At 67.2% G+C, this 26,343-nt stretch carries 22 protein-coding genes and 2 pseudogenes; 16 read left to right on the top strand and 8 right to left on the bottom strand.

The features are described 5' to 3' along the window. The first annotated feature begins 9 nt into the window (after nt 1–9). Together EEB19_RS17605 and EEB19_RS17600 are read left to right on the top strand one after the other, a co-directional pair. Nucleotides 10–1,278 carry a hypothetical protein gene (locus EEB19_RS17605; protein WP_187588610.1) on the top strand — a complete coding sequence of 423 codons (1,269 nt, stop codon included), beginning with the start codon at nt 10–12 and terminating at the stop codon, nt 1,276–1,278. Between the two features lie 41 nt (nt 1,279–1,319). After that, nucleotides 1,320–2,192 carry an SDR family NAD(P)-dependent oxidoreductase gene (locus tag EEB19_RS17600; protein WP_187588667.1) on the top strand — a complete coding sequence of 291 codons (873 nt, stop codon included), beginning with the start codon at nt 1,320–1,322 and terminating at the stop codon, nt 2,190–2,192. 120 nt (nt 2,193–2,312) lie between these two features. On the opposite strand, the gene EEB19_RS17595 is transcribed toward EEB19_RS17600, so the two are convergent. The 4 genes from EEB19_RS17595 to EEB19_RS17580 all read right to left on the bottom strand — a co-directional run bounded on the left by EEB19_RS17595 (nt 2,313) and on the right by EEB19_RS17580 (nt 6,528). Further along, a complete protein-coding gene (locus tag EEB19_RS17595) occupies nt 2,313–3,341 on the bottom strand; it encodes an NAD-dependent epimerase/dehydratase family protein (RefSeq protein ID WP_187588607.1) in 1,029 nt (342 codons plus the stop codon). Next, on the bottom strand, nt 3,338–4,387 hold the full coding sequence (locus tag EEB19_RS26995; RefSeq protein ID WP_187588605.1) for a phosphotransferase: 1,050 nt from the start codon (nt 4,385–4,387) through the stop codon (nt 3,338–3,340). Before EEB19_RS26995 ends, EEB19_RS17595 begins: the two co-directional genes overlap by 4 nt. Then, the gene (gene fadD1 / locus EEB19_RS26990; protein WP_187588603.1) at nt 4,384–5,979 is read right to left on the bottom strand and encodes a fatty-acid--CoA ligase FadD1; all 1,596 of its coding nucleotides are present in this window, start codon (nt 5,977–5,979) and stop codon (nt 4,384–4,386) included. Before fadD1 ends, EEB19_RS26995 begins: the two co-directional genes overlap by 4 nt. A gap of 78 nt (nt 5,980–6,057) precedes the next feature. Beyond that, nucleotides 6,058–6,528: a hypothetical protein gene (locus EEB19_RS17580; protein ID WP_187588601.1), complete on the bottom strand. Its 471-nt coding sequence runs from the start codon at nt 6,526–6,528 to the stop codon at nt 6,058–6,060. Between the two features lie 182 nt (nt 6,529–6,710). Here EEB19_RS17580 and EEB19_RS17575 point away from each other — a divergent pair, with 182 nt between their 5' ends. The 6 genes and pseudogenes from EEB19_RS17575 to EEB19_RS17550 form a co-directional block, all read left to right on the top strand. Continuing rightward, nucleotides 6,711–7,643, top strand: a complete 933-nt coding sequence (locus EEB19_RS17575; protein ID WP_262365744.1) for a hotdog domain-containing protein — start codon at nt 6,711–6,713, stop codon at nt 7,641–7,643. Between the two features lie 163 nt (nt 7,644–7,806). Further along, complete coding sequence (locus tag EEB19_RS17570) at nt 7,807–8,616, top strand: TIGR03084 family metal-binding protein (protein ID WP_187588599.1); 810 nt, start codon at nt 7,807–7,809, stop codon at nt 8,614–8,616. Then, a complete protein-coding gene (locus tag EEB19_RS17565) occupies nt 8,613–10,352 on the top strand; it encodes an acyclic terpene utilization AtuA family protein (RefSeq protein ID WP_262365743.1) in 1,740 nt (579 codons plus the stop codon). Before EEB19_RS17570 ends, EEB19_RS17565 begins: the two co-directional genes overlap by 4 nt. Next, the gene (locus EEB19_RS17560; RefSeq protein WP_187588597.1) at nt 10,352–11,512 is read left to right on the top strand and encodes an acyl-CoA dehydrogenase family protein; all 1,161 of its coding nucleotides are present in this window, start codon (nt 10,352–10,354) and stop codon (nt 11,510–11,512) included. Before EEB19_RS17565 ends, EEB19_RS17560 begins: the two co-directional genes overlap by 1 nt. Further along, nucleotides 11,509–13,107 (top strand): acyl-CoA carboxylase subunit beta, encoded by a 1,599-nt coding sequence (locus EEB19_RS17555; RefSeq protein WP_187588595.1) that lies wholly within the window; start codon nt 11,509–11,511, stop codon nt 13,105–13,107. Before EEB19_RS17560 ends, EEB19_RS17555 begins: the two co-directional genes overlap by 4 nt. An 11-nt stretch (nt 13,108–13,118) precedes the next feature. Continuing rightward, nucleotides 13,119–14,474 (top strand): annotated as a pseudogene (locus EEB19_RS17550) (acetyl/propionyl/methylcrotonyl-CoA carboxylase subunit alpha); the annotation flags it as partial. On the opposite strand, the pseudogene EEB19_RS27200 reads toward EEB19_RS17550, so the two are convergent. Then, a pseudogene (locus tag EEB19_RS27200) lies at nt 14,420–14,548 on the bottom strand (hypothetical protein); the annotation flags it as partial. The pseudogenes EEB19_RS17550 and EEB19_RS27200 overlap by 55 nt on opposite strands. A 1-nt stretch (nt 14,549) precedes the next feature. Here EEB19_RS27200 and EEB19_RS27195 point away from each other — a divergent pair. The 4 genes from EEB19_RS27195 to EEB19_RS17535 are packed head-to-tail and all read left to right on the top strand — an operon-like array spanning nt 14,550 to nt 17,837. Further along, nucleotides 14,550–15,182, top strand: coding sequence for an acetyl-CoA carboxylase biotin carboxyl carrier protein subunit (locus EEB19_RS27195; protein WP_369074058.1), 633 nt, complete (start codon nt 14,550–14,552; stop codon nt 15,180–15,182). Further along, on the top strand, nt 15,179–16,363 hold the full coding sequence (locus tag EEB19_RS17545; protein ID WP_187588591.1) for an acyl-CoA dehydrogenase family protein: 1,185 nt from the start codon (nt 15,179–15,181) through the stop codon (nt 16,361–16,363). Before EEB19_RS27195 ends, EEB19_RS17545 begins: the two co-directional genes overlap by 4 nt. A gap of 38 nt (nt 16,364–16,401) precedes the next feature. Continuing rightward, a complete protein-coding gene (locus EEB19_RS17540; RefSeq protein WP_187588589.1) occupies nt 16,402–17,211 on the top strand; it encodes an enoyl-CoA hydratase family protein in 810 nt (269 codons plus the stop codon). Next, a complete protein-coding gene (locus tag EEB19_RS17535; protein WP_187588587.1) occupies nt 17,208–17,837 on the top strand; it encodes a TetR/AcrR family transcriptional regulator in 630 nt (209 codons plus the stop codon). Before EEB19_RS17540 ends, EEB19_RS17535 begins: the two co-directional genes overlap by 4 nt. Nucleotides 17,838–18,078: 241 nt before the next feature. Here EEB19_RS17535 and EEB19_RS17530 read toward each other — a convergent pair whose 3' ends face one another. Next, on the bottom strand, nt 18,079–19,335 hold the full coding sequence (locus EEB19_RS17530) for an HNH endonuclease signature motif containing protein (RefSeq protein WP_262365742.1): 1,257 nt from the start codon (nt 19,333–19,335) through the stop codon (nt 18,079–18,081). 495 nt (nt 19,336–19,830) lie between these two features. Here EEB19_RS17530 and EEB19_RS17525 point away from each other — a divergent pair, with 495 nt between their 5' ends. The 3 genes from EEB19_RS17525 (at nt 19,831) to EEB19_RS17515 (ending at nt 22,120) form a co-directional block, all read left to right on the top strand. Further along, entirely contained in the window at nt 19,831–20,166 is a 336-nt protein-coding gene (locus tag EEB19_RS17525; RefSeq protein ID WP_187588585.1) for a helix-turn-helix transcriptional regulator, read from the top strand. Beyond that, nucleotides 20,166–20,894, top strand: coding sequence for a cation transporter (locus EEB19_RS17520; protein ID WP_187588583.1), 729 nt, complete (start codon nt 20,166–20,168; stop codon nt 20,892–20,894). The genes EEB19_RS17525 and EEB19_RS17520 overlap by 1 nt, the downstream gene beginning before the upstream one ends. 179 nt (nt 20,895–21,073) lie before the next feature. Then, nucleotides 21,074–22,120 carry a YdcF family protein gene (locus EEB19_RS17515; RefSeq protein WP_187588581.1) on the top strand — a complete coding sequence of 349 codons (1,047 nt, stop codon included), beginning with the start codon at nt 21,074–21,076 and terminating at the stop codon, nt 22,118–22,120. An 82-nt stretch (nt 22,121–22,202) separates the two neighbouring features. Here the strand turns inward: EEB19_RS17515 and EEB19_RS17510 are convergent, their stop codons facing one another. Next, nucleotides 22,203–23,321, bottom strand: coding sequence for an NDMA-dependent alcohol dehydrogenase (locus tag EEB19_RS17510; protein WP_187588579.1), 1,119 nt, complete (start codon nt 23,319–23,321; stop codon nt 22,203–22,205). A 35-nt stretch (nt 23,322–23,356) separates the two neighbouring features. After that, entirely contained in the window at nt 23,357–24,853 is a 1,497-nt protein-coding gene (locus EEB19_RS17505; protein ID WP_187588577.1) for an aldehyde dehydrogenase family protein, read from the bottom strand. Nucleotides 24,854–25,133: 280 nt separating this feature from the next. Here EEB19_RS17505 and EEB19_RS17500 point away from each other — a divergent pair, with 280 nt between their 5' ends. Further along, a complete protein-coding gene (locus tag EEB19_RS17500) occupies nt 25,134–26,333 on the top strand; it encodes an HPP family protein (RefSeq protein ID WP_187588575.1) in 1,200 nt (399 codons plus the stop codon). Nucleotides 26,334–26,343 lie beyond the last annotated feature (10 nt).

Genomic DNA, 26,343 nt, shown 5'->3' with positions numbered 1-26,343 from the left:
TGAGAAACGATGACTCTCCCAGCCCCGGCCTACCAAGGCCTGAGTCAGCAGCAGCTCGCCGTCCTGGTGCCCGAACTCCTCCTGTCCGGTCAGCTGATCGATCGCAGTGGGATGGCCCACCTGATCAGCGCGTTCGGCCGAGAGACCATGGGACAGGTGGCCATCGAGGAATGGATGGCGGCCAGCCCGGTCTACACCCACCGGATGCGTACCGCGCTCGGCATCGACGGCGACGGCGTCGAGGACATGTTCAAATGTCTGCAACTCGACATCGGTGCACCACCGCAGTTCATGGATTTCCGATACGAGGTGATCGACAAGTATCACGGATCGTTCTTCCTGCAACACTGCGGCGCGCTCATGGACGTCGAGCCCATGGGCGACGACTATGTGACGACGATGTGTCACGACATCGAGGACCCGACGTTCGACGCGACGGCGATCGCCACCAACCGTCGCGCCCGTATTCGCCCTGTCCATCGCCCGCCCCGGAGGCCGGAAGGTCGTATGCCGCACTGTGAGTGGACGGTGACGATCGAGGACGACCGAGACGAGCTGCCCCTACCCGCGGATGCCGAGGAGATGTTCTCCACCCGTGCCGGGCAGACGCAACTGACCCCGATCGACATCTCCGCGACGGACGGGTTCGTCGACTACCGCGGGCCGCTGCTCGCCGATCTGCAGTTTCGGGAATGGTCGCAGACCGCGCTGGCCCGGATGGCCGAGGAGATCGCGTTGCAGCATCAGTTGCTGTCACTGGGATTCCTGTGGTCGGTACGCAGGTATGCCGAGAGCGACGACCAGGTTCGCGAGATCTTCCGCAAGCAGCTGACCGGGATCGCGGGGTTGTCGGCGGATCGGTTGCGCTCCGCGATGAATCTCGGTTCGGATGCGGCCGGTCTGGCGGCGGTGATCACCCTCGCCCCCATCCTCGGGCCGGTGCAGTACACCGGTGTCACCGCCGAGGTGGTCGGCGACGACGTGATCGTGCGGGTGCCCACCGACTCCGGAGCCGTGGCCGACGGCGGATGGGTCGCACTGCTGGAGGCCGACCACACCGAACCACTGCAGGCGATCGGCACCGCTGTCGACGCTCACTGGGCCGTCGCGTCGTCGACCGACGAGGAGGGCGCCACGGTGTTCGTGATGTCGAAGGGCGAACAGCGCCACAAGGAGTCCGGAGAGGTCGCCATCGCACGGTTCAGTTCCGGTGCGGACTTCGAGTTCACCGACCGCGGTCGCTCGATCCCCATCACCCCGGTGGGTAGCGGCGTCTGATGACCGAGCCCGATCGGTACGGCGGCCCGGAGGCGGGGGAGATGAACCTGTCCGGTCGGGTCGCGGTGGTCGCCGGCGCGACCCGCGGTATCGGCCTGGCCGTCACGTACGCGCTCTCGGGCCGTGGGGTGTCGATCGTGGTCAACGGCCGGGATCCGGTGGCGGTGGAGGAGACGGTCACCGAGATCCGCGGCGGTGGAGGGTATGCCGTCGGCGTGGTCGGTTCCGCGGGCGAGGAGGGGGTCGCGCAGCGGATGGTCGACGGCGCGCTGGCCGAGTTCGGTGCGCTCGATATCGCCATCAACTGTGCGGGTATCGCGGAGCCGGCCGGGTCGACGGTTCTCACGATCCGACCCGACGAATTCCGGGACCAGATCGATGCTCATCTGATGAGTGCGTTTCACCTGACGCAGTCGGCCGGACGGGTGTTCGCCGAGCAGGGCGCCGGTTCGCTTGTCCTGACCGGCTCGGCCGCATCTCTCGGGATGTTCGGGGGCAGTGGATATCCGGCGGCGAAAGGTGGCGTCAACGCGCTCGCCCTCGCGGCGGGCGCCGACCTCGCCGAGCACGGTGTGCGGGTCAACGTGGTGATGCCCGGCGCGAAGTCACGGCTGTCGAGCGGGGACGACTACGTCGCGCACATCGAGGGACTGCATCGCCGGGGTGTGCTCGACGACCTGACCCGTGATGCCGCGCTCGATCCGGCGCCGCCGGAGTATGTCGCCGCGCTGTATGTCTTCCTGGCGAGTGATGCCGCACGCGGTGTCAACGGTCAGATATTCACCGCAGCAGGCGGTTTCATCGGACGGTACGGTCCGCAACAGGCGGAGTTCATCGCCTATCGCGATCACCGGGACAGTGCGCCGTACACGATGGTGGAATTGGCCGAGTTGCTGCAGGGGTCCGGTGCGTGAGTCGGTGGCGGACCCTTCGTGACGCTCGGCTGGCGCCTCGCTCCTCAGGGAACAGTTTGTGGAACAGCAGGTTTCGGTGCTCTACCACCTGTTGTTCCCTGAGGAGCGAGCCCGCGAGCGTCACGAAGGGCCGTCCGGCCGAGCCGCTCGCCGTTGCGCGACGCGTTCGACCCAGAAGCGGGCGCCGAAGGCCACCGCTTCGCTGACCGGGGTGGGCCGCCACCCGAGTTCACGTGTGGCCTTTCCGTGGTCCATCGGTGGCATGTAGTGCATCAAGCGCACCGACGAGATCGTGAGTTGCCGTGGTGTGCCGGTGACCTTCGCCAGCAATGAGCCGACAGCGCCGCAGAGATAGAGCACCGGGCGGTGAAGGACGAGTCGCGGTGCCCGACGCCCGGCGGCGGCTGCGGCCGTCGCAATGATGTCTCCGAGGTCGATGAAGCTCTCCGACACGATGTACCGCTCACCGGGGCGCCCGCGGTCTGCGGCCAGGATCAAGGCCTCGGCGGCGTCGTCGATGCCGACCGACTCGGCGCGGCACCCCCGAACCGTGAACGGGAGTTTGCCGAGTGCGGCCCCCGCGACGAACGCACCGTGTGGCGTGGGCTGCCAGTCGCCGGCGCCGTAGGTGTTCGACACGCACATGGCCACCGCCGGCAGACCGTGCTTGCTGGAGTACTCGAGGACCAGGTTCTCCGCGGCCACGCGTGTCCGCACGTAGTCCGGCGCTGTGTCGACCCAGTCGAAGTCGTCGGCCTCGGTGGCGACACGTCGGGCCGCTCTGGGGCCCGCACTCCCGATCGTGGCGGCCGTGCTGGTGAAGACGAAGGATCGGAGTTCGGCATCGACCGCGACGTCGAGCACGGCGCGCAGGGCGTCGACGTTGGTGCGATAGAGCGGGGTGGGATCGGTGAGCCACGCCCGGGTGTCGACGGCGCAGTAGAACACCGCATCACATCCGGTCATGGCCGTGCGTACCGTATCCGCGTCGGTCAGCTCGCCGACGACACGGTCGACGTCGAGGTCGTCGATCGCCCTGGTGTCGCTGGTCGCGCGGACCAGTACGCGCACGTCGTCGTCGGACTCGACGAGACGGCGTACGACATGTGAACCGAGGAAACCCGACGCCCCGATGACCAGTGTGGTCACAGGACACCGGGATTCAGATCGTCGATGGCTGCGGCTGCACGCTCGAGCATCGTCATGAACATTCGGTCGCCCCGTTCGGTCGGCATGGCTGCAGCGCAACCGAACACGATGATCATCGGGGCCTGGATGAGGGAATCGACGTAGTCCGTCCAGCACTCGTCGACGGTGTGGTCGGTGACGCCCTGGTTCCGCAGTTCGGTGTGGTAGGCGCTGACGATGTCACGCTCGGCGGTGCGCCGGTCCTCGGTGGACACACTTGTCGCGAGCAGGAAGGCGATGTCGCGCAGCGCGTTTCCTACGGTGATGGTCTGCCAGTCGACGACGGTCACCGAGCCGTCGGGACCGAACAGCACGTTGTCGATGCGAAGGTCGCCGTGGATGAGCGCGAAGCGTTGCGGCGTCCGCTCGAGCCAGTCTCCTGCCTCCGCGACCAGCCAGTCGACGGTGGCTGCCTCTCGTCCGGTCAGGGGGAATCGTGCGCGGAACACGTCGGCCATCGGCTCGAGGACCGAGTCCATCAGCACCCGGTCCTCGTGATCCGGCAGGGACAGACCGGGCAGCTCGAACAATGATTCGTCGCACCACCGCGGAGCGTGCAGTCCGGCCGCCGCGACCGCCACCGCCCGCGCCTGATGCGGAGTGCAGCCCGCGATCTGATCGCCCTGCACCGCGGGTGCCATGTCCTCGAGCAGCAGGACGAATTCGGTGTTGTCGGGGGAGATCACCGAACCGTGGCAGCGCGGGACCGGAACCGTCACCGTCGGGGCGAGGCGCTGATAGAACAGCACCTCGTTGCGGAAGACACCCGCAGCGAATTCGCGTTGGGAGCGTTCGCCGATGGCGAGTTTCGCGACGAGCGTTCCGGGCGCGCCGACGGGCCCCGACCCGGTGGTCGCGTAGGTGGGCGTGATGCGGAAGGACCCGGCCATCTGCCCCGAGCCGACGGGTTCGACGGTGATCGAATCGATCTCGACATCCGGATACCGGGCGCCCAGAAGGTCCGACAGCCAGGCAGCGCTGAGCTCCCCGACATTGGTGGGGATCACACGGTCGCGGCAGGCGCCGCCGCGTCGCGGTACTCGGTCGACCGCGCCTGGCGAACCCAGAGGGTGCCATCGCCTGCGACGGGACCCTGCTTCTTCAGCTCGCGCTTGAGGATCTTGTTCGTCGCCGTCGTCGGCAGGTCGTCGGCGATGCGCACGAATCGTGGCCACGCCTTGGGGGACAGGTCGGCCTGAGCGGCGAGTTGCGCCGACAGGGATTCCGGGGTGAGGACGGCGTCGTCCTGCAGGACGACGGCCGCCATCACCGCGTCGCCGACGTGCTCGTCGGGGACCGCGTAGATCGCCACCCGGTTGATCTCGGGCAGTCGCAGCAGGATTCGTTCGATCGGCCCGGCTGCGAGGTTCTCGCCGTCGACGCGCATCCAGTCGCCGGTCCGTCCGGCCAGGTAGATCCAGTCGTCGGTGTCCTTGTAGGCCAGGTCGCCGGACCAGTACATCCCGTGCCGCATCCGCTCGCTGGTCGCGTCGGCGTCGTTGTAATAGCCCATGAACATCCCGGCGCCGTCGATGTTCACCAATTCGCCGATGGCGGCGTCGGCGTTGGACAGGGCGCCGTTCTCGTCGAACTCGGCGCGGGGGCATTCGGTCAGCGTGTCGGAGTTGTACACGGCGACATTGGGAAAGCCCTTGCCGATCGAGCCCTCCGGCGTTCCCGGTTCACGGGTGATGATGATCGCGAGTTCGGTGGAACCGAACCCATCCCAGACGGTGCACCCGAAACGTCGGGAGAACTCGTTGATGTCGCGGTCGGTGGCCTCGTTGCCGAACGCCACACGCAGCGGGTTGTCGATGTCGTCGGCCTTCTCCTCGGTGGCCAGAATGTAGGCCAGCGGTTTGCCGACATAGTTCATGTAGGTCGCGTTGTACCGACGGATGTCGTCGAGGAAGGTCGAGGCGGAGAACTTCGCCGGCGCAATGGCGGCTCCTCCGCAGAGGGCCACGCAGTAACCACCCATCAGGGCGGCCGAATGGAACAGCGGCATCGACAGATAGCAGACGTCTCCGGGCCCGACCTCGTACTTCTCGGCGAGGACGGGGCCGGCGAACGGGATCATCATGTGCGCGAACTGCACCGGCTTGGGATTGCCGCTGGTGCCGGACGTGAAGATGAGCATGAAGGTGTCGACGGCGGTCGGTACCGAATGTGGCACCAGGTCACCGGCATTCGCGATCAGCTGGTCCCAGGTCGCGGTGGAGGTGTCCAGGATCGTGACGCCCGGCAGGTCGAGCCCGTCGAGGAGGGGGCGGTGGTCGGCGTCGGTGATCAGGACCTGACAGTCGGCGCGCACGATGTCGGCGGCCAGTCCCTCGCCTCGGCGGGTGTTGTTCACGCCGACCGTCACGTAGCCGCCGAGGGCGCCGGCGGCCAGCGCCAGGAGCATGTCGGGGGTGTTGCCGAGGAGCGTGCCGATGTGCATCGGCCGATTCCGATCTGCCACACCGAGGACGGCAGCGGCCATCCGCTCGGCATCGGCGATGTACTCCCGCCAGGTCCAGTCACGACCCTCATAGGTGATCGCCAGGTTGTCGTCGTTCGTACGCTCCTGCAGGAGCTGGGTCACGGTGTCCGCCACGCGACCCACTGTAGAACGTGTTCTCGTTTCTTGTGAACAGATTCTGAAAAATGTCTACTGAGCCGGCTCTGGACCGGATCAGCGGAAGAAGAATCCGGTCCCGGGTATCACCGTGAAGGCCTGATCCGTGCGACCGATGATGGTGGTGGTGAACGAGATGCGGCCCGTCCCGGTCACCGCCTCCACGCCGGGGCCGGGCTTGCCGGCCGTGCATACCGGGAAGACCGCGTCATCGGTGCGATTGGTTCGCTCGTTGCGCCAGGTGACCCCGACGCGTGCTTGTCTCAGGCTGCCGGTGCAGGCGCCGGCGATCGGTTGCAGGCCCAGTCGTGTCGTGCCGGTCGACGTGGCGGTGGCCGCCACGTTGGCGGCGAATCCGCCGGAGATGCCGCTCGGGCCCACCGTGATCCCGACATTGGGCACCTGGTCGACGCGCAGCGCGCGGGGCGCGGCGTCGGCGACGCCGGCCGACAGCGCGGTGGTCGCCGCAGCTCCCACGATGGCGGCGGCACAGGCGGACCTCCGGACAGATCGACGAGACACGAGCATCGGGCACTCCTTCGAGTCGACGGTTCTCCCAGATCACAGCGTGTCCGAATCGGCGCCGGTCGTGAAGCGGGCCGCGGGTTCTGTTACGTATCCGAGACGCCGAGGGCCGATCGGCGGCCTCCCCGTCCGGGTGCTTGGATGGTCGTGGCACGAGGACCGGTTCGACAGAGGGGTGCGCAGGCATGATGGAGGATTCGACGCAGATGGAACGTGCGGCACTGCACGATCCGGTCACGGCGTTCGGCATCGGGAACGTCCTCGCCCCGCGACCCGGCGTCGTGACCGCCGAACAGCAACTCGGCCCCCGATTCACCGATCACCGCGGGCGCATCGACATGCCGGCCCTCGCAGTCCTGTTCGATCACCTCGGCGGACTCCCGTTCTTCCGCTCCGGTCCGCACGGATCGCCGTGCGTCCAGGCCCGGCTCTCGATGTCGATGCAGGGGCACGTCGCCGTCGGAGATGTGGTCACCGGGACCGCAGAGCTGCTCATGCACGACGACGGGTTCGGCACGACGCGCGTGGACATCACCACCTCGACCGGAACGCTGTGCAGCTCCGGTTCCGCTCGCAACGTCGCCGTAGGGCGGACGTTCGCGAACGATCCGTCGACGGGGCGTGGCGTTGGCCTGGCGTCCGAGCATTCCGGCGGGGCGCCGGTGGAGCTGCCGGCCGCCATCGAACCGTCACTGAGCGGCCGCCAGATCGTCGAACAGATCGCGATCGGTGTCCGCAGTGCCGGGCCGCTGACCGAATTGCTCAACGGTGTCGTCGAACCGGTCACCCACGGGCGCACGGTCGGGATTCGATTCACCGCGACGACCGAACCGTGGATGGGCAATGTGTTCGGCACGATGCACGGGGGAGTGATCGCGGCGATCACCGCCGCGGCGTGCTCATTTGCAGGGCAGGCAAACGCCGCGGCCGGGATCGACTATCAGCTCGGTGATCTCGCCATCGGGTTCCTGCGGTCTCCGGCGGTGCAGGGCGACAACGTGATCGTCGATGTCGTCCCGATCAAGGTCGGACGCCGGATCGCGTCCTTCGACGCGACGATGACCGCGCACGACGGGATGCTGCTCAGTCGAGCGACGGCCGACGTCCTCTATCGCTGACTGTCGCGGCCCGTGGTGGCCGGCCCGGTCGGTGGGCACGGTCGGCGAAAAGTTGGGCCCGGTCGGCGAAAAGTTGGGCACGGTCGGCGAGTACGGGGCACGGCCGCCGGTAAAACAATCATGCATGATTGATTTTTCCGACGGTGTGTGTGACCCTGATCGCATGTCGATCGTGGACGGACTCGTGGCGGATCTGACCGACGAGTCGGGGGAGCTCGATGCGCTGGTGGCGGCGCTGGACGACGATGGGTGGAGGATGCTCACACCGGCGCCGGGATGGACCGTCGCCCATCAGATAGGCCATCTCGCCTGGACGGACAAGGTCGCCGCGATCGCAGCGACGGATGCGGACGGTTTTGCGGCTGTGCTCGAGGACGGCGCGACGAACCCGGCCGGATTCGTCGACGCCGCGGCCGAGCGGGCAGCCGCCGCACCTCCCGCGCAGATCCTCGCGGACTGGCGCGACGCCCGTGCTGCACTGGCCGACGCACTGCGCGATGTACCCGACGGAGTGAAGATCCCGTGGTTCGGACCTCCGATGTCGGCGGCCTCGATGGCCACGGCCCGGCTGATGGAGACCTGGGCGCACGGCCTCGACGTCGCGGACGCATTCGGCGTCACGCGCGCGGCCACCGACCGGATCAAGGGCGTCGTACACATCGGCGTCCGCACCCGCGACTTCGCGTACATGGTCAACGGGCTGACCGCTCCCACCGAACCCTTCCGCTACGAGATCACCGCGCCGTCGGGCGAACTCTGGACGTGGGGACCCGACGACGCGGCCGACGTGATCCGCGGCACCGCCGTCGACTTCTGTCAGTTGGTGACCCAGCGACGGGCGATCGCCGACCTGGACCTCGACATCGTCGGAGCCGAGGCGCACCGGTGGACGGGGATCGCACAGTCCTTCGCGGGGCCACCCGGGGCCGGCCGAGAACCCCGACGCGACGGAGCGGAGGCGAGCCGACGGTGACCGGCACCAGCGCACAAGACCCCACCGGCGGCATCGTCCGGATCGGCAACGCATCGGGCTTCTACGGCGATCGGTTCGCGGCGGTCCGCGAGATGCTCGAGGGCGGTGAACTCGACTACCTCACCGGTGACTATCTCGCCGAACTCACCATGCTGATCCTCGGCAGGGATCGGATGAAGGACCCGAAGTCGGGCTACGCCAAGACATTTCTCCGGCAGATGGAGGAATGTCTCGGCCTGGCCATCGACAAGGGCGTCCGGATCGTCACCAACGCCGGCGGACTCAATCCACACGGGCTGACCGTTGCGTTGCGCGAACTCGCTGAGAACCTCGGCGTCGGCGTCGACATCGCGTTCGTCGACGGCGACGACCTCGTCGACCGCGCCGCCGATCTCGGACTGGGCACACCGCTGACGGCCAACGCCTACCTCGGCGCGTTCGGGATCAAGACCGCACTCGACGCCGGTGCCGAGATCGTGGTGACCGGACGGGTGACCGACGCCTCGCTCACCGTCGGCCCCGCGGCCAGTGCGTTCGACTGGACCCATCACGATCTCGACGCACTCGCCGGTGCCGTCGTCGCGGGCCACATCATCGAGTGTGGTGCCCAGGCGACCGGCGGCAACTACTCCTTCTTCACCGAGATCGACACGATGGGACATCTGGGATTCCCCATCGCGGAGGTCTCCGCCGACGGTACGTCCGTGATCACCAAACACGAGGGGACCGGTGGCGCGGTGACGGTCGGTACGGTGACCGCTCAGTTGCTCTACGAGGTGGGCGGACCGCAATACCTGGGACCCGACGTCACCACCCGGATCGACACGATCGACCTCGCCCAGGTGGGCCGGGATCGTGTGTCGGTCACCGGTGTTCGTGGTGAGGCTCCGCCGACGACCACCAAGGTGTCGCTCAACCATCTCGCCGGCGTCCGCAACGAGATCACACTCATCCTCACCGGGCTCGATATCGAGGCGAAGGCAGAGCTGTTCAAGGAGCAGTTCACCGCCGCCCTGCCGACTGCACCCGCCGAGGTGGACTGGGAACTGTCGCGACTCGACCGGGCCGACGCACAGACCGAGGAGCAGGCCAGCGCACTCCTGCGATGTGTCGTCCGGGATCCGGATGCCAAGAAGGTCGGTCGCGCGTTCTCCGCGACGGCCGTCGAACTGGCATTGGCGAGCTACCCCGGTTTCACGATGACCTCACCGCCGGGCAGTGGCACCCCATACGGGGTCTTCGAGCCCGGGTACGTCGACGCCGAGGACGTCGACCACCGCGTGGCGCTGCACACCGGTGTCGTCGAACGGATCCCGCCGAGTCCGCTGCGCACCGAGGTCCCCGACGACCGCACGGACGAGCCCGTCGAGATGTCGACCGACTGGGGCCCGATGGTCTCGCTGCCATTGGGCACCGTGGCCGGTGCGCGCAGCGGGGACAAGGGCGGCAGCGCCAACATCGGTGTGTGGGTGCGCAATCCGGAACACTTCGCCTGGCTGGACGCGACGCTCGACGTCGCCCTGCTCAAGCGTCTGCTGCCCGAGGTGGCCGATCTGCCGGTCCGCCGCCACCGCCTCGCCAACCTGAATGCGGTGAACTTCGTCATCGACGGAGTGCTCGGGCGCGGCGTCGCCGAGAACGTCCGGTTCGACCCGCAGGCGAAGGGGATGGGGGAGTGGCTCCGTTCGCGACCGGTACCGATTCCCATGGCCTTCACGACACAGAAGGAGAGCTAGTGCCGATCACGAACCCCGTGTGGGAGACTCCGGAACGCAGGGAATTGCGTTCCACGGTCCGTGGATTCGTCGAACGCCATGTGCTGCCCCATCAGGACGACTGGGAGCGCGACGGCCTGATCCCGCGTGAGCTGCACCGTGAGGCCGCGAAGCTGGGCCTGTTCGGTCTGGGCATTCCCGAGGATGTGGGCGGTTCGGGCGGCGACCTCGTCGATGCCACGATCCTCGGCGAGGAACTCCACTACGCGGGAGCCGCGGGTGGTGTCTACGCGTCACTGTTCACACACGGAATCGCGTTGCCGCACCTGATCGGTGCCGGCGATCCGGATCAGATCGACCGGTGGGTCCGACCGACCCTGGCCGGTGAGAAGATCGGCAGCCTGGCCATCACTGAACCCGATGGCGGAAGCGATGTCGGCCACCTGCGGACCTCCGCGGTGCGCGACGGTGACCACTACGTCGTCAACGGCGCCAAGACCTACATCACGTCCGCGGTCCGTGCCGACTTCGTCGTCACCGCGGTACGCACCGGTGGCCCGGGAGCGGCAGGTGTGTCCCTCCTCGTGATCGAGAAGGACACGCCGGGTTTCACCGTCACGCGCAAACTCGACAAGATGGGCTGGCGCAGTTCGGACACGGCGGAGCTGTCGTTCACCGATGTCCGTGTCCCGGTGAGCAACCTCGTCGGCGCCGAGAACTCCGGATTCGTCCAGATCGCCGCCGCCTTCGTCACCGAACGCTCCGGTCTCGCCGTGCAGGCATACGCGAGCGCCCAGCGTTGCCTCGACCTCACCCTTGCCTGGGTGCGGGAGCGGCAGACGTTCGGTAAGCCGCTCATCGCCCGGCAGTCGGTGCAGGACTCTGTCACCGAGATGGCTCGCCGCATCGACATCGCACGGACCTACACCCGCGCGGTCGTCGAGCGGAAGGTGAGTTCCGACGACGACCTCATCGCCGAGGTCTGTTTCGCGAAGAACACCGCCGTCGAGACGGGGGAATGGGTGGCCGACAAGGCCGTGCAGCTTTTCGGGGGGCTCGGTTACATGACGGGCACCGAGGTGGAACGGCAGTACCGCGACATGCGCATCATCGGCATCGGAGGTGGGACCACCGAGATCCTCTCCGGTCTCGCTGCAAAACGATTGGGGTATCAGCAGTGACGGTTCTCCGCTCCACTCTCGACCCGGCCGGCGAAGACTTCGTCGCCGCGAGCTCCGCCATGTCGGGCAAGCTCACCGAACTCCAGGCCGAGTTCGACAAGGCGCTGTCCGGCGGCGGCGAGAAATATGTCGCACGACATCGCGCACGCGGCAAGATGATCGCCCGCGAACGCATCGAGTTGCTGGTCGACGAGGACTCCGCGTTCCTCGAGCTGTGCCCGCTCGCCGCCTACGGCTCGGACTTCCAGGTGGGCGCGTCTGTGGTGACCGGTATCGGCGTCGTCGAAGGCGTCGAGTGCATGATCGTCGCCAACGACCCGACGGTGCGCGGAGGCACGTCGAACCCGTGGACGCTGCGCAAGATCCTGCGGTGCAACGACATCGCCCTCGCCAACCGCCTCCCGGTCATCTCGCTGGTCGAATCGGGTGGCGCCGACCTGCCCACGCAGAAAGAGGTGTTCGTCCCGGGCGGCCGGATGTTCCGGGATCTGACCCGCTTGTCTGCCGCGGGTATCCCGACCATCGCCCTGGTGTTCGGCAACTCCACCGCCGGCGGGGCATACGTGCCCGGCATGAGCGACCACGTCGTCATGATCGAGAACGCCTCGAAGGTGTTCCTCGGCGGTCCGCCGCTGGTCAAGATGGCCACCGGAGAGGACAGCGACGACGAATCCCTCGGCGGCGCGCAGATGCATGCCCGCCAGTCCGGCCTGGCCGACCACTACGCAGCCGACGAGCAGGACGCGATCCGCATCGGCCGACGCATAGTCAGCAGGCTCAACTGGCGCAAGCACGGCCCCGGCCCGGTTGCCGAAGTGCTCGAACCCCGCTACGACCCCGAGGAGCTGCTCGGGATCGTGCCGTCCGACCTGAAGATCCCGTTCAACCCGCGTGATGTGATCGCGCGTGTCGTCGACGACAGCGACTTCGACGAGTTCAAACCGGAGTACGGCAGCTCCCTGTGTACCGGGTGGGCACGCATCCACGGGTATCCCATCGGCATCCTGGCCAACGCGCAGGGCGTGCTGTTCAGTCAGGAATCGCAGAAGGCGACGCAGTTCATCCAGCTCGCCAACCGCAGCAACACACCACTGTTGTTCCTGCACAACACGACCGGCTACATGGTCGGCAAAGAGTATGAGCAGAACGGCATCATCAAACACGGTGCGATGATGATCAACGCCGTGTCCAATTCGACCGTGCCGCACATCTCGGTGCTGGTGGGTGCCAGCTACGGTGCGGGGCACTACGGGATGTGCGGGCGTGCCTACGACCCGCGGTTCCTGTTCGCCTGGCCGAGCGCGAAGTCGGCGGTGATGGGTGCAGCCCAGCTGGCCGGGGTGATCTCCATCGTGTCGCGGGCGGCCACCGAGGCCCGCGGCGGCACGGTCGACGAGGCCGCCGACAGTGCGATGAAACAGATGATCGAAGCGCAGATCGAGGCGGAGTCGGTGCCGGCGTTCCTCTCCGGCATGCTCTACGACGACGGTGTCATCGATCCGAGAGACACGAGAACTATTCTGGGACTGTGTCTTTCGGCCATCGACAGCGGGCCGGTCGAGGGCACGTCCAACTTCGGCGTCTTCCGGATGTGAGGAAAGAGGACATGGAATCATCCCCTGTACCCATTCGGCCTGCCCGCTCCGCCCTGGGCTCCGTATTGGTGGCCAACCGCGGTGAGATCGCCTGCCGTGTCTTCACCACGGCCCGTGCGATGGGCATGCGGACCGTGGCGGTCTTCTCCGACCCCGATGCCGACGCACCTCACGTGCGAATGGCCGATTCAGCGGTCCGGTTGCCCGGCGCGACGTCGGCGGAGACCTATCTGCGCGGTGACCTCATCGTTGCCGCCGCGCAGGCGGCAGGTGCCGACGCGATCCATCCCGGTTACGGCTTCCTCTCGGAGAACGCCACTTTCGCACAGCAGGTCATCGACGCCGGACTCGCCTGGATCGGTCCCGACCCGGCCGCGATCACCGCGATGGGGTCGAAGGTCAACGCCAAGAAGCTGATGGCCGACGCCGGGGTGCCGGTGCTCGGCGACATCGATCCGGCGGCGGTGACCACCGACGACCTGCCGCTGCTGATCAAGGCGTCCGCCGGTGGCGGAGGCCGGGGCATGCGGATCGTCCGGGACCTGGCCGAACTCTCGACCGCGGTGGACGCCGCGGCGCGCGAGGCGCAGTCGGCGTTCGGTGACCCGACGGTGTTCTGCGAACCGTACGTCGAACGCGGGCACCACATCGAGGTCCAGATCATGGCCGACACCCATGGGGCCATCTGGGCGGTCGGGGAGCGGGAGTGCTCGATCCAGCGGCGCCATCAGAAGGTTGTCGAGGAGGCCCCGGCCCCGCTGGTGGAACGGCTCGGCGGCGACCTGCGGGAGCGCCTCTTCTCGGCGGCCCGGTCGGCGGTCGAGGCGATCGGCTACACCGGCGCCGGCACGGTCGAGTTCCTCGCCGACGAGTCGGGACGGTTCTTCTTCCTGGAGACCAACACCCGCCTGCAGGTGGAGCATCCGGTCACCGAACTGACCACCGGTACCGATCTGGTGGAGTGGCAGCTCCGCATCGCGATGGGCGAGCACCTCGACGTCGAGGCGCCGCGAGCGTCCGGACATGCCATCGAGGTCCGGCTCTACGCCGAGGACCCGGCCGCCGACTGGCAGCCGCAGTCCGGGATCGTGCACGCGATCGAGATCGACGATGACGCCCGGTTCGGCCCGCTCGAGCGGGCCGGTATCCGCGTCGACTCCGGGATCGACTCCGGCAGTGAGATAACCACCTACTACGACCCGATGCTCGCCAAGGTGATCAGCTGGGCGCCGAATCGCCGTCGGGCCGCAGCCATGCTGGCCCGTACCCTTGCCGACGCCACCATCCACGGCCCGGTCACCAACCGCGACATGCTGGTGAACACACTGCGCCACGAGCGGTTCCTGGACGGGGACACCGACACCGGGTTCATCGACGAGATCGGTCTCGACGTGTTGTCGGCGTCGGGTGCGAGTACCGACGAGGTGCGGACGGCGGCCACGATGGCAGCGCTTGCCGATGCCGCGGCCGGTCGTCGGCGAGCGACCGTGCAGGCCGGGCTGCCTTCGGGCTGGCGCAATCTCGCCTCCGGTCACCAGATCCGGCGCTACGTCGACGTCCGAACCGACGGCGAGGTGGAGATCCGGTACCGATATCACCGTGACGGCACCGTCGACCTGCCGGATCTGCCGGCTGTGTCGGTGGTCGAGGTGACCGCGGACCGTGTCGTCGCCGATGTCGCCGGTGTCCGCCACCGGTGGACGGTGTCGCGCCACGGTCAGTCCGTGTTCGTCGACCGGCCCGGTGTGGCTGTGACGCTGCGTCGTGTCCCGCGGTTCGTCGACCCGTCGGCGGTGGCGCGACCGGGATCGCTGCTCGCGCCGATGCCGGGCTCGGTGATCCGGATCGCGGTCGCCGAGGGCGACCGGGTGACCGCCGGGCAGCCGCTGCTGTGGCTCGAGGCGATGAAGATGGAACACACCGTCGCGGCATCGGCGGATGGGGTGGTCACCACCCTGTCGGTGCAGGCGGGCCAACAACTGTCGGTCGGCGATGTCCTCGCCGTGATCACGGCCGACGACGAGACAGACCCCACCAACCCATCCCAGACACAGCACGAGGAGAACGTCGGATGACCGACCTTACCGATGTCGCAGTGAACCCCTTCGTCGAATCCCCGGAACGCGCCGCCCTGCGGCAGTCGGTGGCCGCATTCGCCAAGAAGTACGGGCAGGAGTACTTCCGCGAATGCGCCCGCGAAGGACGCAAGACCGACGAGATGTGGAGTGAAGCAGGCAAACTCGGCTTCATCGGCGTCAACCTGCCGGAGGAGTACGGCGGCGGTGGCGCCGGTATGTACGAACTCGCCATCGTGATGGAGGAGATCGCCGCCGCGGGGGCCGGTCTGCTCATGCTCGTGGTGTCGCCGGCCATCTGCGGCAACATCATCGCGCGCTTCGGCACCGACGAGCAGCGGCAGCGCTGGATCCCGGGACTCGCCGACGGCACCATCACGATGGCGTTCGGGATCACCGAGCCCGACGCCGGATCCAACTCGCATCAGATCACCACCACCGCGCGCCGTGACGGCGACGAGTGGCTGCTCACCGGACGCAAGGTCTATATCTCCGGTGTCGACCAGGCCGAGGCCGTCCTGATCGTGGCCCGGACCGAGGACGCCAAGACCGGCAAGCTGAAACCGGCGCTGTTCATCGTGCCGACCGACGCGCCGAACTTCGAGTTCACCATGATCGACATGGAGTTGCAGAACCCGGAGAAGCAGTTCCAGCTGTTCCTCGACGACGTGCGTTTGCCCGCCGATGCCCTCATCGGGTCCGAGGATGCGGCACTGAGTCAGCTGTTCGCCGGCCTCAACCCCGAACGGATCATGGCTGCGGCATCGGCGGTCGGCATGGGCCGCTTCGCGCTCGACAAGGCGGTGGCCTACGTCAACGACCGCACCGTGTGGAAGACCCCGATCGGTGCGCATCAGGCGATCGCCCATCCGCTCGCCGAGGGCAAGGTCCAGATCGAGATGGCCAAGCTGATGATGCAGAAGGCCGCGACCCTCTACGACGCCGGCGACGACTGGGGTGCCGCGGAACCGGCGAACATGGCCAAGTACGCGGCCGCCGAGGCGTGCGTGAAGATCGTCGATCATGCCGTGCATTCGATGGGCGGCAACGGACTGACCACCGAGTACGGACTCGCCCCGATGCTCAGCCTCGCCCGCATCGCGCGGATCGCGCCGGTCAGCCGCGAGATGATCCTGAACTTCGTGGCGCAGACCAGTCTCGGCCTGCCCAAGTCGTACTGAGTCGCACGTCGTACCGACTCGCACAGAGGAGACACGAGATGACCGACGACACGACAGAAGTCGTCCACACCACGGTCGCCGACGGCATCGTCACGCTCGAACTGGACTCGCCTGCCAACCGCAACGCTCTGGGGGCGTCCCTGGTCGAGGGATTGTTGACGGGGCTGTCGGCCGCCACCGACGACGCGTCGGTGCGTGCCGTTGTCCTCACGCACGCCGGCGGGACATTCTGTGCCGGAGCCGATCTCAGTGAGGCACTGAAATCCGGGATGTCGGTGGAGGATGCATCTGCCCACGGGACCCGGTCGATGATCGACCTGATGCGGACGATTGTGGAGATGCCCAAACCGGTGATCGCCCGGATCGACGGCCATGTGCGGGCCGGCGGATTCGGGCTCATCGGTGCCGCCGACATCGTGCTGGCGGGACCGTCGTGCACCTTCGCGCTGACCGAGGCACGACTCGGCCTGGCGCCATCGGTCATCTCGCTTGTGCTGCTGCCACGACTGACCGCCCGAGCATCCGGCCGGTACTTCCTGTCCGGGGAGACCTTCGACTCCGCGACCGCCGTCCGACTCGGGCTCGTCTCGGAGGCGTTCGCCACCGCCGACGACCTCGCCGCGGGGCAGGAGACCATCCTTGCCGGCATCCGCCGGTCGTCGCCGCAGGGACTGGCGGCGTCGAAGGCGCTCACCACCGCCGACGTGCTGGCCCAGTTCGAGGAGTCGGCGGATGTTCGTGCCAAGGAATCGGCGACCCTGTTCTCCTCGGAGGAGGCGCGCGCGGGGATGGCCGCATTCCTGTCGAAGCAGCGGCCACCCTGGGATCTGACCGCGGACCGGGTATGACCTCCTCGGGCACCCGCACCCCGGCACCCCGCGAGCCGCAGCAGGAACGCTCGCGGCTCACCCGCGAACGCCTACTGCGCTCCGCGATCGATGCGCTGGCACAGGATGGTTGGGCATCGGCGACGGTGGCGGCCGTCGCCGAGCGCGCCGGGGTGTCGCGCGGTGCCGCACAGCATCATTTTCCTACTCGCGAAGCATTGATCACCGCGGTTCTCGAGCAGGTCTTCGACGACATGACCTCGACCGCGTCGGCAGCGATCGCGACCTTGCCCGACGACGACGCCGGCCGCATCGCCGCCGCCGTCGATCGCGCGGTCGCGATCTACACCGGCACCGAGTTCAAGGCCGCCCTCCAGGTGTGGGCCGCCGCCGCGTCGGATTCGGCTCTGCGCGAGCTGATCCTGCCGATGGAAGGCAAGTTCGCGCACGCCGCACATCAGATGACCGTCTCGGCGTTGGATCCGGAAGGGCGATATCCCGATTCGCGTCGGATCGCCCAGGTGACCCTCGACCTCGCGCGAGGTCTCGGCCTTGCCGACACCCTGTCCGACGACTCCCGGCGTCGCGCCCAGGTCGTCGGGACGTGGACGGAATTGGTGCGTCTCGCCCTGACGCACACCGCCTGACTCTCCTCGGAGAGCGGTCTCTCGCGTGCGGAAGATCTGCAGCACAGCACCAGTGGTGGCCGAGGGTGCCGCGGATCGCGCACACCGGCAGATGGGTTGTCTGCGGGTGCCGTCGGATACGCGGTATCCTGTGGTGGCGTGGTTTCACTCTGTGGAGTTGTCAAGGTACGGATGCGGTCCCGGCGTGGCCGGGTGCGGTGTTGGTGGTCTGGTCGGTTCGGTCAGGTCAGATCGGGTCGTGTCAGGCGGCGGTGGGCAGGTTGTCGATGGTCAGGGTGCGTCGGTTGTAGCTGGGTACGGGTCTTCGGTGTGGGTCGACGGTGCTCGGTGGGGTGAGCCAGGGGTGGTGGTCGGCGCCGATGAACACGTCCCAGCCGTTGTGGTGGATGTCGGCGTGACAGGACGGGCACAGCAGGCAGCCGTTCTCCAGGCAGGTGTCGCCGCCGTGGCTCCAGTGGTCGATGTGGTGGGCGTGGCATCGTTCGGCGGGTGCACCGCATTTGATGCAGCATCGGTCGCGGATGTAGAGGGCTGTGCGTTGGGCGGGGGTGAACAGTCGTTTGTCGCGGCCGACGTCGAGGGGGACGGTTTCGCCGTCGACGAGTAGTGGTGTGATGGTTGGGTCGCAGGCGAGTCGGTTCATCGTGGCGGGGGTGATCGATCCCATGTGTTCGAGGGACGATTCTTTGGGGTTGTCGGCGGGGATGGTCAGTAGCACATGGGTTCTCGGAACCATGGCCGCGTTGTTTCCGCCTGCGGCGGCGATGTCGAGGATGGTCTCTAATGCGTCGGCGAGACGTTGTTCGGTGGAGCGTGCGTCGGGGGAGCCGTCGGGTTCGGGGCGGGGTGCACCGTGGCGTTCCATGGCGGCCTGGAATTTTTCGCCGACTTCGACATCGAGGTCGGCGTCGACGTGGATGCGTCCGTCGGTGGTCTTGTGTTTGGTGAGCGTGTTGATGGTGCGGTCTTCGGCGGCGGGCAACCCGCCGGGAGTGTCGTCGGCGATCAGGTTGCCCAGGGTGCGGGCGCGGTCGATGATTTCGGCGGGGGTGGCGCCGGAGAAGTGTTGGGCGAGAAGGTCTGTCACATGGTTTAGACGTTCACCGTCGTCGATCGGTTCCGGTGATCTTTTCCCGATGTGCTCGATACCGCGGACGATGGCGTCAGCATGTTCGCCGGAGATGACGCCGTCGGCGGCGTGGGCGGCCAACGTCGGCAGTGTGGTGAGCGATCCGGCGATACGGATGAAGCGTTGGGCCACGGCGGGTGCACATCCCATGACGATCAACAGTTCTCGAGTCGTGCGCCCGTGATCGGTGGCCACGCGCAGTCGTTCGAGCGCTGCGGTCAGGACTGCGGCGTGGTGATCGATCAGGTTGCGCAGTTTCAGGAGCGCCCGCATCGCGTCGAACGCGACAGGACCAGTCATGTCAGCGTCGTCGACGCGCAGATCGTGGACGGCGGCAGAGATGTCGGAGATGTCGTCGATGATGCTCACAGCAGTCCCCCAAGAGTCGACAGATCAGGCCAGCAGGAGACTCATCGGATTCTTGGGGCCACACCGGGGGTGTGGCGGTTCACTCACATCATTTCGAACCTGCTGACAACCAATCTATCGAACACATGTACGAAGCGCAAGGGATTTCCACAACCTTTTTTCGTGATGTATCGGGACAGCGGTGACAGTTCCGAATCAAGACATCGCTGCCACAGTTGGTGTGTCAGGACTTTGATGACGGTGGTCTTGGAGGGGCGTGGGCCGCGCGGTTGTCAGGTGCCGACGGCTCCTCTTCCCTCGGCGCGTTTCCGCACTTGTAGAACGACTTTCGGAAAATGTCGTGCCAGAGAAGAACGTCGAGACCGCCCCGCGGGGCGGCATCAGGCCACTGCGAGACCGCCGGCAGCACGACAGGGTCGATACGTTCATTGATTGCCACCACCCAGGCGTTGTACAGACTTCTGTGAATACAGAAACTCATGTACCGTGAGGCTCGTGGAAGCGGTTGCTGTGAGTCAGCGCGATGCGCTGACCAGGTTCGGTTACGCGTTGTCGGACTCGACGCGCACGCAGGTGCTGTTGCGGCTACGGGGCGGCGGTGCGTATCCCGCGGAGCTGGCCGACGCTATCGGAGTGTCGCGCCAGGCGTTGTCCAACCATCTTGCTTGTCTGCGGGGCTGTGGCCTCGTAGTTGCGGTGCCCGAGGGTCGCCGCACTCGGTACGAGCTGGCCGATGGCCGGATCAGCCACGCGTTGGATGACTTACTCGGCTTGGTCCTCGCGGTCGACCCGGCCTGTTGCCCGGCCTCCGACGGGCAGGGATGCTGCTGATGGCTTCCGAGCTCGGTCTACCGTCGGTGGGTCGACCGGCCCTCGACGTCGCGCGTCGGGAGTTGTTGCAGCGCCGCATCCGTTGGTTCGTCGCGGCGACCGTCACCTACAACGTCGTCGAGGCCGTCATCGCGATCAGTGAGGGTGCGAGAGTGTCATCAGGGGCACTGATCGGCTTCGGTTTGGACTCCGTCATCGAGGTGTCCTCGGCGGCGGCGGTTGCCTGGCAGTTCGCCGGTGCGGATCCCGAGCGCCGGGAGAAAGTCGCTCTGCGGATCATCGCGTACTCGTTCTTCGCCCTGGCGGCATATGTCAGCGTCGAGTCGCTACGTTCGCTGTTCGGTCTGGGTGACGAGGCGCGGCACTCATCGATCGGCATCGCCGTGGCGGCGGTCAGTGTGCTGATCATGCCGCTGTTGTCGTGGGCCGAACGTCGCGCCGGCCGTGAGCTCGGCTCGTTGAGCGCGGTGGCCGACTCCAAACAGACGCTGCTGTGCACGTACCTGTCGGCGGTGCTGCTGGTCGGTTTGGTACTCAACAGCCTGCTCGGGTGGTCGTGGGCAGATCCGATTGCGGCGCTCGTCATTGCGGCGATCGCAGTCCGCGAGGGCATCAACGCCTGGAAGGGCGACGCATGCTGCGCACCCAGTATCGGTCAGCGCGATGGTGAGCCCGACGGCTGCGACTGCTGCAGCACGGACGGAACCGGTCACGCCTCGCACCAGTGACCTGGCACGTCGGACGAGCGCACATCGCGTGCCAATCGGACCGGTGATTGCACACCTGAGTGTTGGTGGAGAAGTGTCACCCACCACGATCACTCAAGCTGTCACCGACGCCCCGCGAGATGACATTCCGACTCCTTTCATGAGCCAGCGCACCTGCGTCGTCCTGGCAGCATGGGCACATGCTCATCGTCGCGGCCGTCGTCGTCTTGTTGCTGCTCAGCGGGATCATCAGTGCCTGGCGTGACCCGCGCCGGCTGCGGCCCGGAGTCTATCTCGGGGCCGCGCTGGTCCTTGTCGCACTGCTTGTCATCTTTCTCGTGATGCGCACTGCCGGCAATCCGCTGACGGGGGCCGTGATCGTTCTGGCACTGAGCTTTTCGGGCCTGGCGGTGATCGCCGCACTCGGCGCGTTCCTGATCGTCAACGGGGCGAACCTCGCCCGGCACGAGGGTGTCCACCTGCCGACTCTGCTGTCGACCGGACTCGGCGTGGTGTTGCTCGGATACGCGGTGGCGGTGGCTGCCGGCATGGTCATCGGACAGGTCTACGTGGGCGACTCGAACACGATTGTGGTGATCCTGCTCGCGGTGGGTTTGCCGGCGGGATATCTGGGTTTCGTCTTCGCGACCTTCCTCGGCTGGTCGCTGGTGTACGCGCGGTGGGGTCGTCGTCGCGCGGGCCGGGACGCCGTCGGCGCGGTGATCGTGCTCGGCGCCGGACTCCTGGACGGGGATCGGGTCAGTCCTCTGCTCGCCGGTCGTCTCGATCGTGGGCAAGTGGTGTACGAGCTCGCGCGGCGGAAGGGGCGCCGACCGATCGTCATCTGTTCGGGAGGCCGCGGGCCGGACGAGCGAATTCCCGAGGCGGAGGCGATGGCACGCTACCTCGTCGAGCGCGGGATCGACGAGAGCGACGTCGTTCTGGAGAACTCGTCCACCGATACCGCGGAGAACCTCACATACTCCGCGCGACTACTGGCCGAGCGGGAGATCCGCGGTCCGGTCGCGGTCGTCACCAGCGACTACCACGCCTTCCGTGCCGCTACACTCATGCGTAACGCGGGAATCGACGGATTCAGCACGGGTGCGCACACCCCGTCGTACTTCTTCCCGAACGCGCAGACCCGCGAGTATCTCGCCATTCTGCGAGATCACCTGTGGCTCAACGTCGGCGTCGTCGTCTGCCTGTCGGTGCCGTGGATGACGGCACTGATCCGATCGCTGTGACACCTGATGCGGCGCCGACGTGGACCGACCCGGACGCGGCAGGGGGAGGCATCGCGTCCGGGCCGGGGTCTGCCCGCGGGGGTCAGCTGTCGTGGATGATCACACCGCGGATGTTCTTGCCGTCGCGCAGATCCTGGTAACCCTCGTTCACCTGGTCGAGGGTGTAGGTCTGCGTGATCAGCTCGTCGAGCTTCAGTTGACCGGCGTCGTAGAGACGCAGCAGTTTGACGATGTCGTACTGCGGGTTGGCCGACCCGAACAGACTGCCCTTGATGGTCTTCTGGTTGAGCGTCAGATCGGTGCCGGACACCTGGACGGTCAGCTTGGTGGGATCGGCGAGTCCGGTGATGACCACCGTGCCGCCCTTGCCGACAACCGCCGTGGCGTTGGCGACGACCTCCGCGTCGACCGTGCCGACCAGGATGAGCGCTTGGTCGGCGCCCTGCCCCCACGTCAGTTCGTTGACCTTCTCCGCCGCTTCCGCCGCGTCGGCGAACGCATGTGTCGCACCGAATTTGATCGCGGTGTCGCGCTTGAGAGCGACCGGGTCGACCACCACGACGTGCTTGGCGCCCGCGGACACCGCGCCCTGTACGGCGTTGATGCCCAGGCCGCCGATGCCGTAGATGACGACGGTGTCGCCTGCGCGCACGCCGCCGGCATAGACCGAGGTACCCCAGCCCGACGGCACGCCACAGCCCACCAGCACAGCCTTCTCGAGCGGGAGCCAGTCGTCGACCTTGACCACCGAGTGCTGGGAGATGGTCGCCCGCTCGGCGAAGGTGCCGAGCATGCACATCGCGCCGAAATCATCACTGCCGGAATGGAAGCGGAACGACCCGTCGGGCATCGAGCCCTCCAGGATGGTCGCCCCCATGTCACAGAGGTTCTGTCGGCCGGTCGAGCAGTAGCGACAGGTGCCGCAGTTCGGGATGAAGCTGCACACGACATGGTCGCCGGGCTTGACCTTCGTGACACCCGGCCCGACCGCCTCGATGACACCGGAACCCTCGTGTCCGCCGACGATGGGATAGCGCGGCGGCAGGTCACCGTCGGTGAGATGCAGATCCGAGTGACACAGCCCGGCAGCCGTGTACTTGATCAGGACCTCCCCGTCGCGGGGCTCGTCGAGGTCGAGTTCGACGAGCTCGAACGGCTTCCCGGGACCGGTGAGGACTGCGGCCTTGGTGGTGAGAGACATGGATTGTGCTCCTGGTTCGAATGAGGGTGGAGAGATCAGAGGGAGATGTTGACGGCCTTGGTCTGGGTGTAGAGGTCGATGGCCGACGACCCGAGCTCGCGGCCCCAACCGGACTGCTTGTATCCACCGAACGGCATCGCGGTGTCGAAGCCGTTGTACTGGTTGACCCACACCGAGCCGGCCTTGATCTGGCGCGCGGTCTTGTGTGCCTTGGACAGGTCCTGGGTCCAGATGCCGGCGGCGAGTCCGTAGATGGAGTCGTTGGCGGCCGCGGCGACACCGGTGTCGGCGTCGAACGGCAGTGCTGCGACGACCGGGCCGAAGATCTCCTCCTGAACGATGGAGAAGCTCGGTTCGACGTCGACGAAGACGGTCGGTTCGATGAAGAATCCCTCATCGCCCCAACGCTTTCCGCCGGTGAGTGCCCGGGCGCCATCGGCGAGGCCGGCGGCGAGGTAGCCGGACACACGGTCGAACTGCTCCTGACTGACCAGTGGGCCGAGTTCGGTCGTCGGATCGAGACCTGGACCGATCTTGGCCTGCGACGCAGCCTCGGCGACGGCTGCGGTGAAGTCGTCGAAGATCGGCCGCTCGACGAACAGACGGGTGCCGGCCACACAGCACTGGCCGTGGTTGAACATCCACGCCGCGACCGATCCGGCAACCGCCTTCTCGAAGTCGGCGTCGGCGAACACGATGTTCGGGCTCTTGCCGCCGAGTTCCAGCGACACCTTCTTCAGATTGCCCTTCGCCGCTTCCACGATCTTCTTGCCGACCTCGGTGGAGCCGGTGAACGCGATCTTGTCGACATCCTCGTGTGCGGCCAGCGCAGCGCCTGCCTCGCCGTACCCGGTGACGATGTTGACCACGCCGGGAGGGAACCCGGCCTCCTGGAAGATCTCGCCGAGCAGCAGTGCCGTCAGTGGGGTCTGCTCGGCGGGCTTGAGGATCACCGTGTTGCCGGCCGCGAGCGCCGGGGCCAGTTTGAACGCGGCCATGAGGAGGGGGAAGTTCCACGGGACGATGAGCCCGCAGACGCCGACCGGCTCGCGCAACGTGTAGGCATGGAACTCGCCGCCGGGCACGAAGGGCATCGACACGTCGACCGTCGAGCCGGTGATCTTGGTGGCCAGGCCGGCGTTGTAGCGGAAGATGTCGGCCGACCAATTGGTGTCGACCGCGGCGGCGATGGTCGCCGCCTTGCCGTTGTCGAGAGCCTCGAGCTGACCGAACTCCGCAGCACGCTCGGTCAGCAGGTCGCCGACCTTCCACAGCAGACGCTCCCGCTCGTTGGGCTTCATCCGCGTCCACGGGCCGTCGTCGAAGGCCTGTCGGGCCGCGCGAACCGCGCGATCGATGTCGGCGGCATCTCCGTGCGCAACCGAGGTGATGGGCCGGGCGGTCGCCGGATCGATGGTCTCGAACGTGCGGCCCGACGCGGACCACACCCATTCACCGCCGATGAGCATCGGTCGGTCGCCGGAGATGAAGTCGCGGACCTTCGCGTGCAGGTCAGTGGCGACGGCGGTCATGAAAACCTCCTGGTCAGGTGAAGATCGGAAGTGATCTGGGTCATAGATGTGACCTGCTTCATTTCTGCCACCCTTCGACCTTCCCGCCATGTCCAGAAACTGGACAGTGGCCTGTACAGCAGCGCCTCACCGCTGTGACCCCGGACAAGTGAGGTCCCCTCATCCAGTCATCCACGTCGCCGCTAGCGTGTGACCCCGGCACGGATTCGCCGACGACCGGCCGGAATCGGGGCATCGGGGGGTCACGACCGACGGATCCACGATGGGGCAGGAGAGCACGATGGCGACGCGGACATCGAGAGGCAGGCTGCGCAGCGTCCTGGCCGGGGTCGGACCGGTGGCCGCAACGGTGTCGCCGCGTGAGGCGGTGCGCGCGGGCGCCGGCGCGATCCTCGGTCTCGGTGTCGTCGGTCTGGTGCTCATGTCGTCGGGCATCGACCTACAACTCGGGCTGTACATGATCGCGCCGTTCGGGGCGACGACCGTACTGGTGTTCGCCGCACCCAACAGTCCGCTCGCCCAGCCCTGGCCCGCCGTCGTCGGGAACACCTTCTCCGCCCTGGTCGGCGTCGCCGTCACCCTGCTGGTACCGCAGGCCGCACTACGGGTCGCGCTCGCCGTCGGGCTGTCGGTCGCGGTGATGATCCTGTGCCACGCCGTGCATCCGCCCGCGGGGGCGGTCGCGATGACGGCTGCCCTGAGCCCCGAGGCCATCGATGCCCTCGGCTTCCGGTTCGCTCTCGCGCCGGTCGCGATCGGCACGATCTTGCTGGTGGCACTCGCCGCCGGCTACGCCCGCGCGACCGGTCGTCGCTATCCGTACCGACGTTTCGACTCCGTCACTCCGCCCGGTGAGCGTCTGGGGTTGAGCGAGGACGAGCTGACCGGAATCCTGCAGCGGTATCGGCAATCGCTGAACCTCGGTGTCGCCGATCTCGCCCGACTGATCGGCGCCGCCGAGTTGCAGGCCGCCGGACACCGCGCCGGCCCGCTGAACGCCTCCGACGTGATGTCGAGGGACCTGGTGACCGTCGGCCCGGACGCCACCGTGACGGATCTGGCCGAGTTGTTCGATCAGCATGGCTTCACGTCGCTGCCGGTGGTGACGCGAAACGGGCGCTACCTCGGGGTCGTGTTCCAGATCCACCTGGTCGCCAGGTTGCGCGCGACCCCGATGCGGGCACGGCCGGGAGCCATCGTCGACCGGTTGCTGCGGCGTGACGGCAGCGTATTGCGTGCCGAGGACGTGATGGCGCTCGATCTGCCGGTCGCCGCCCCGGCCACGCCCGTCGCCGCGCTGCTGCCGATGCTGTCCGGACGCGGATGTGATGCGGTACCCGTTCTCGACGACGAGATCATCGTGGGGATCGTGACGCAGACCGACCTCATCGCGGCGCTCGCGCGTCAGACGATGCAGGGTGAGGCGGTGGATGCCCAGACGGTGCATGCCCAGACGGTGCCGGGACCGCTCGTCGACTGAATCGGGTCCG

The organism is Gordonia sp. OPL2, assembly GCF_003797825.1.
In the GTDB taxonomy this organism is placed as follows: domain Bacteria; phylum Actinomycetota; class Actinomycetes; order Mycobacteriales; family Mycobacteriaceae; genus Gordonia.
Note: the sequence above shows the minus strand (reverse complement) of the source record. Positions and strands in the feature narration are given on the sequence as shown.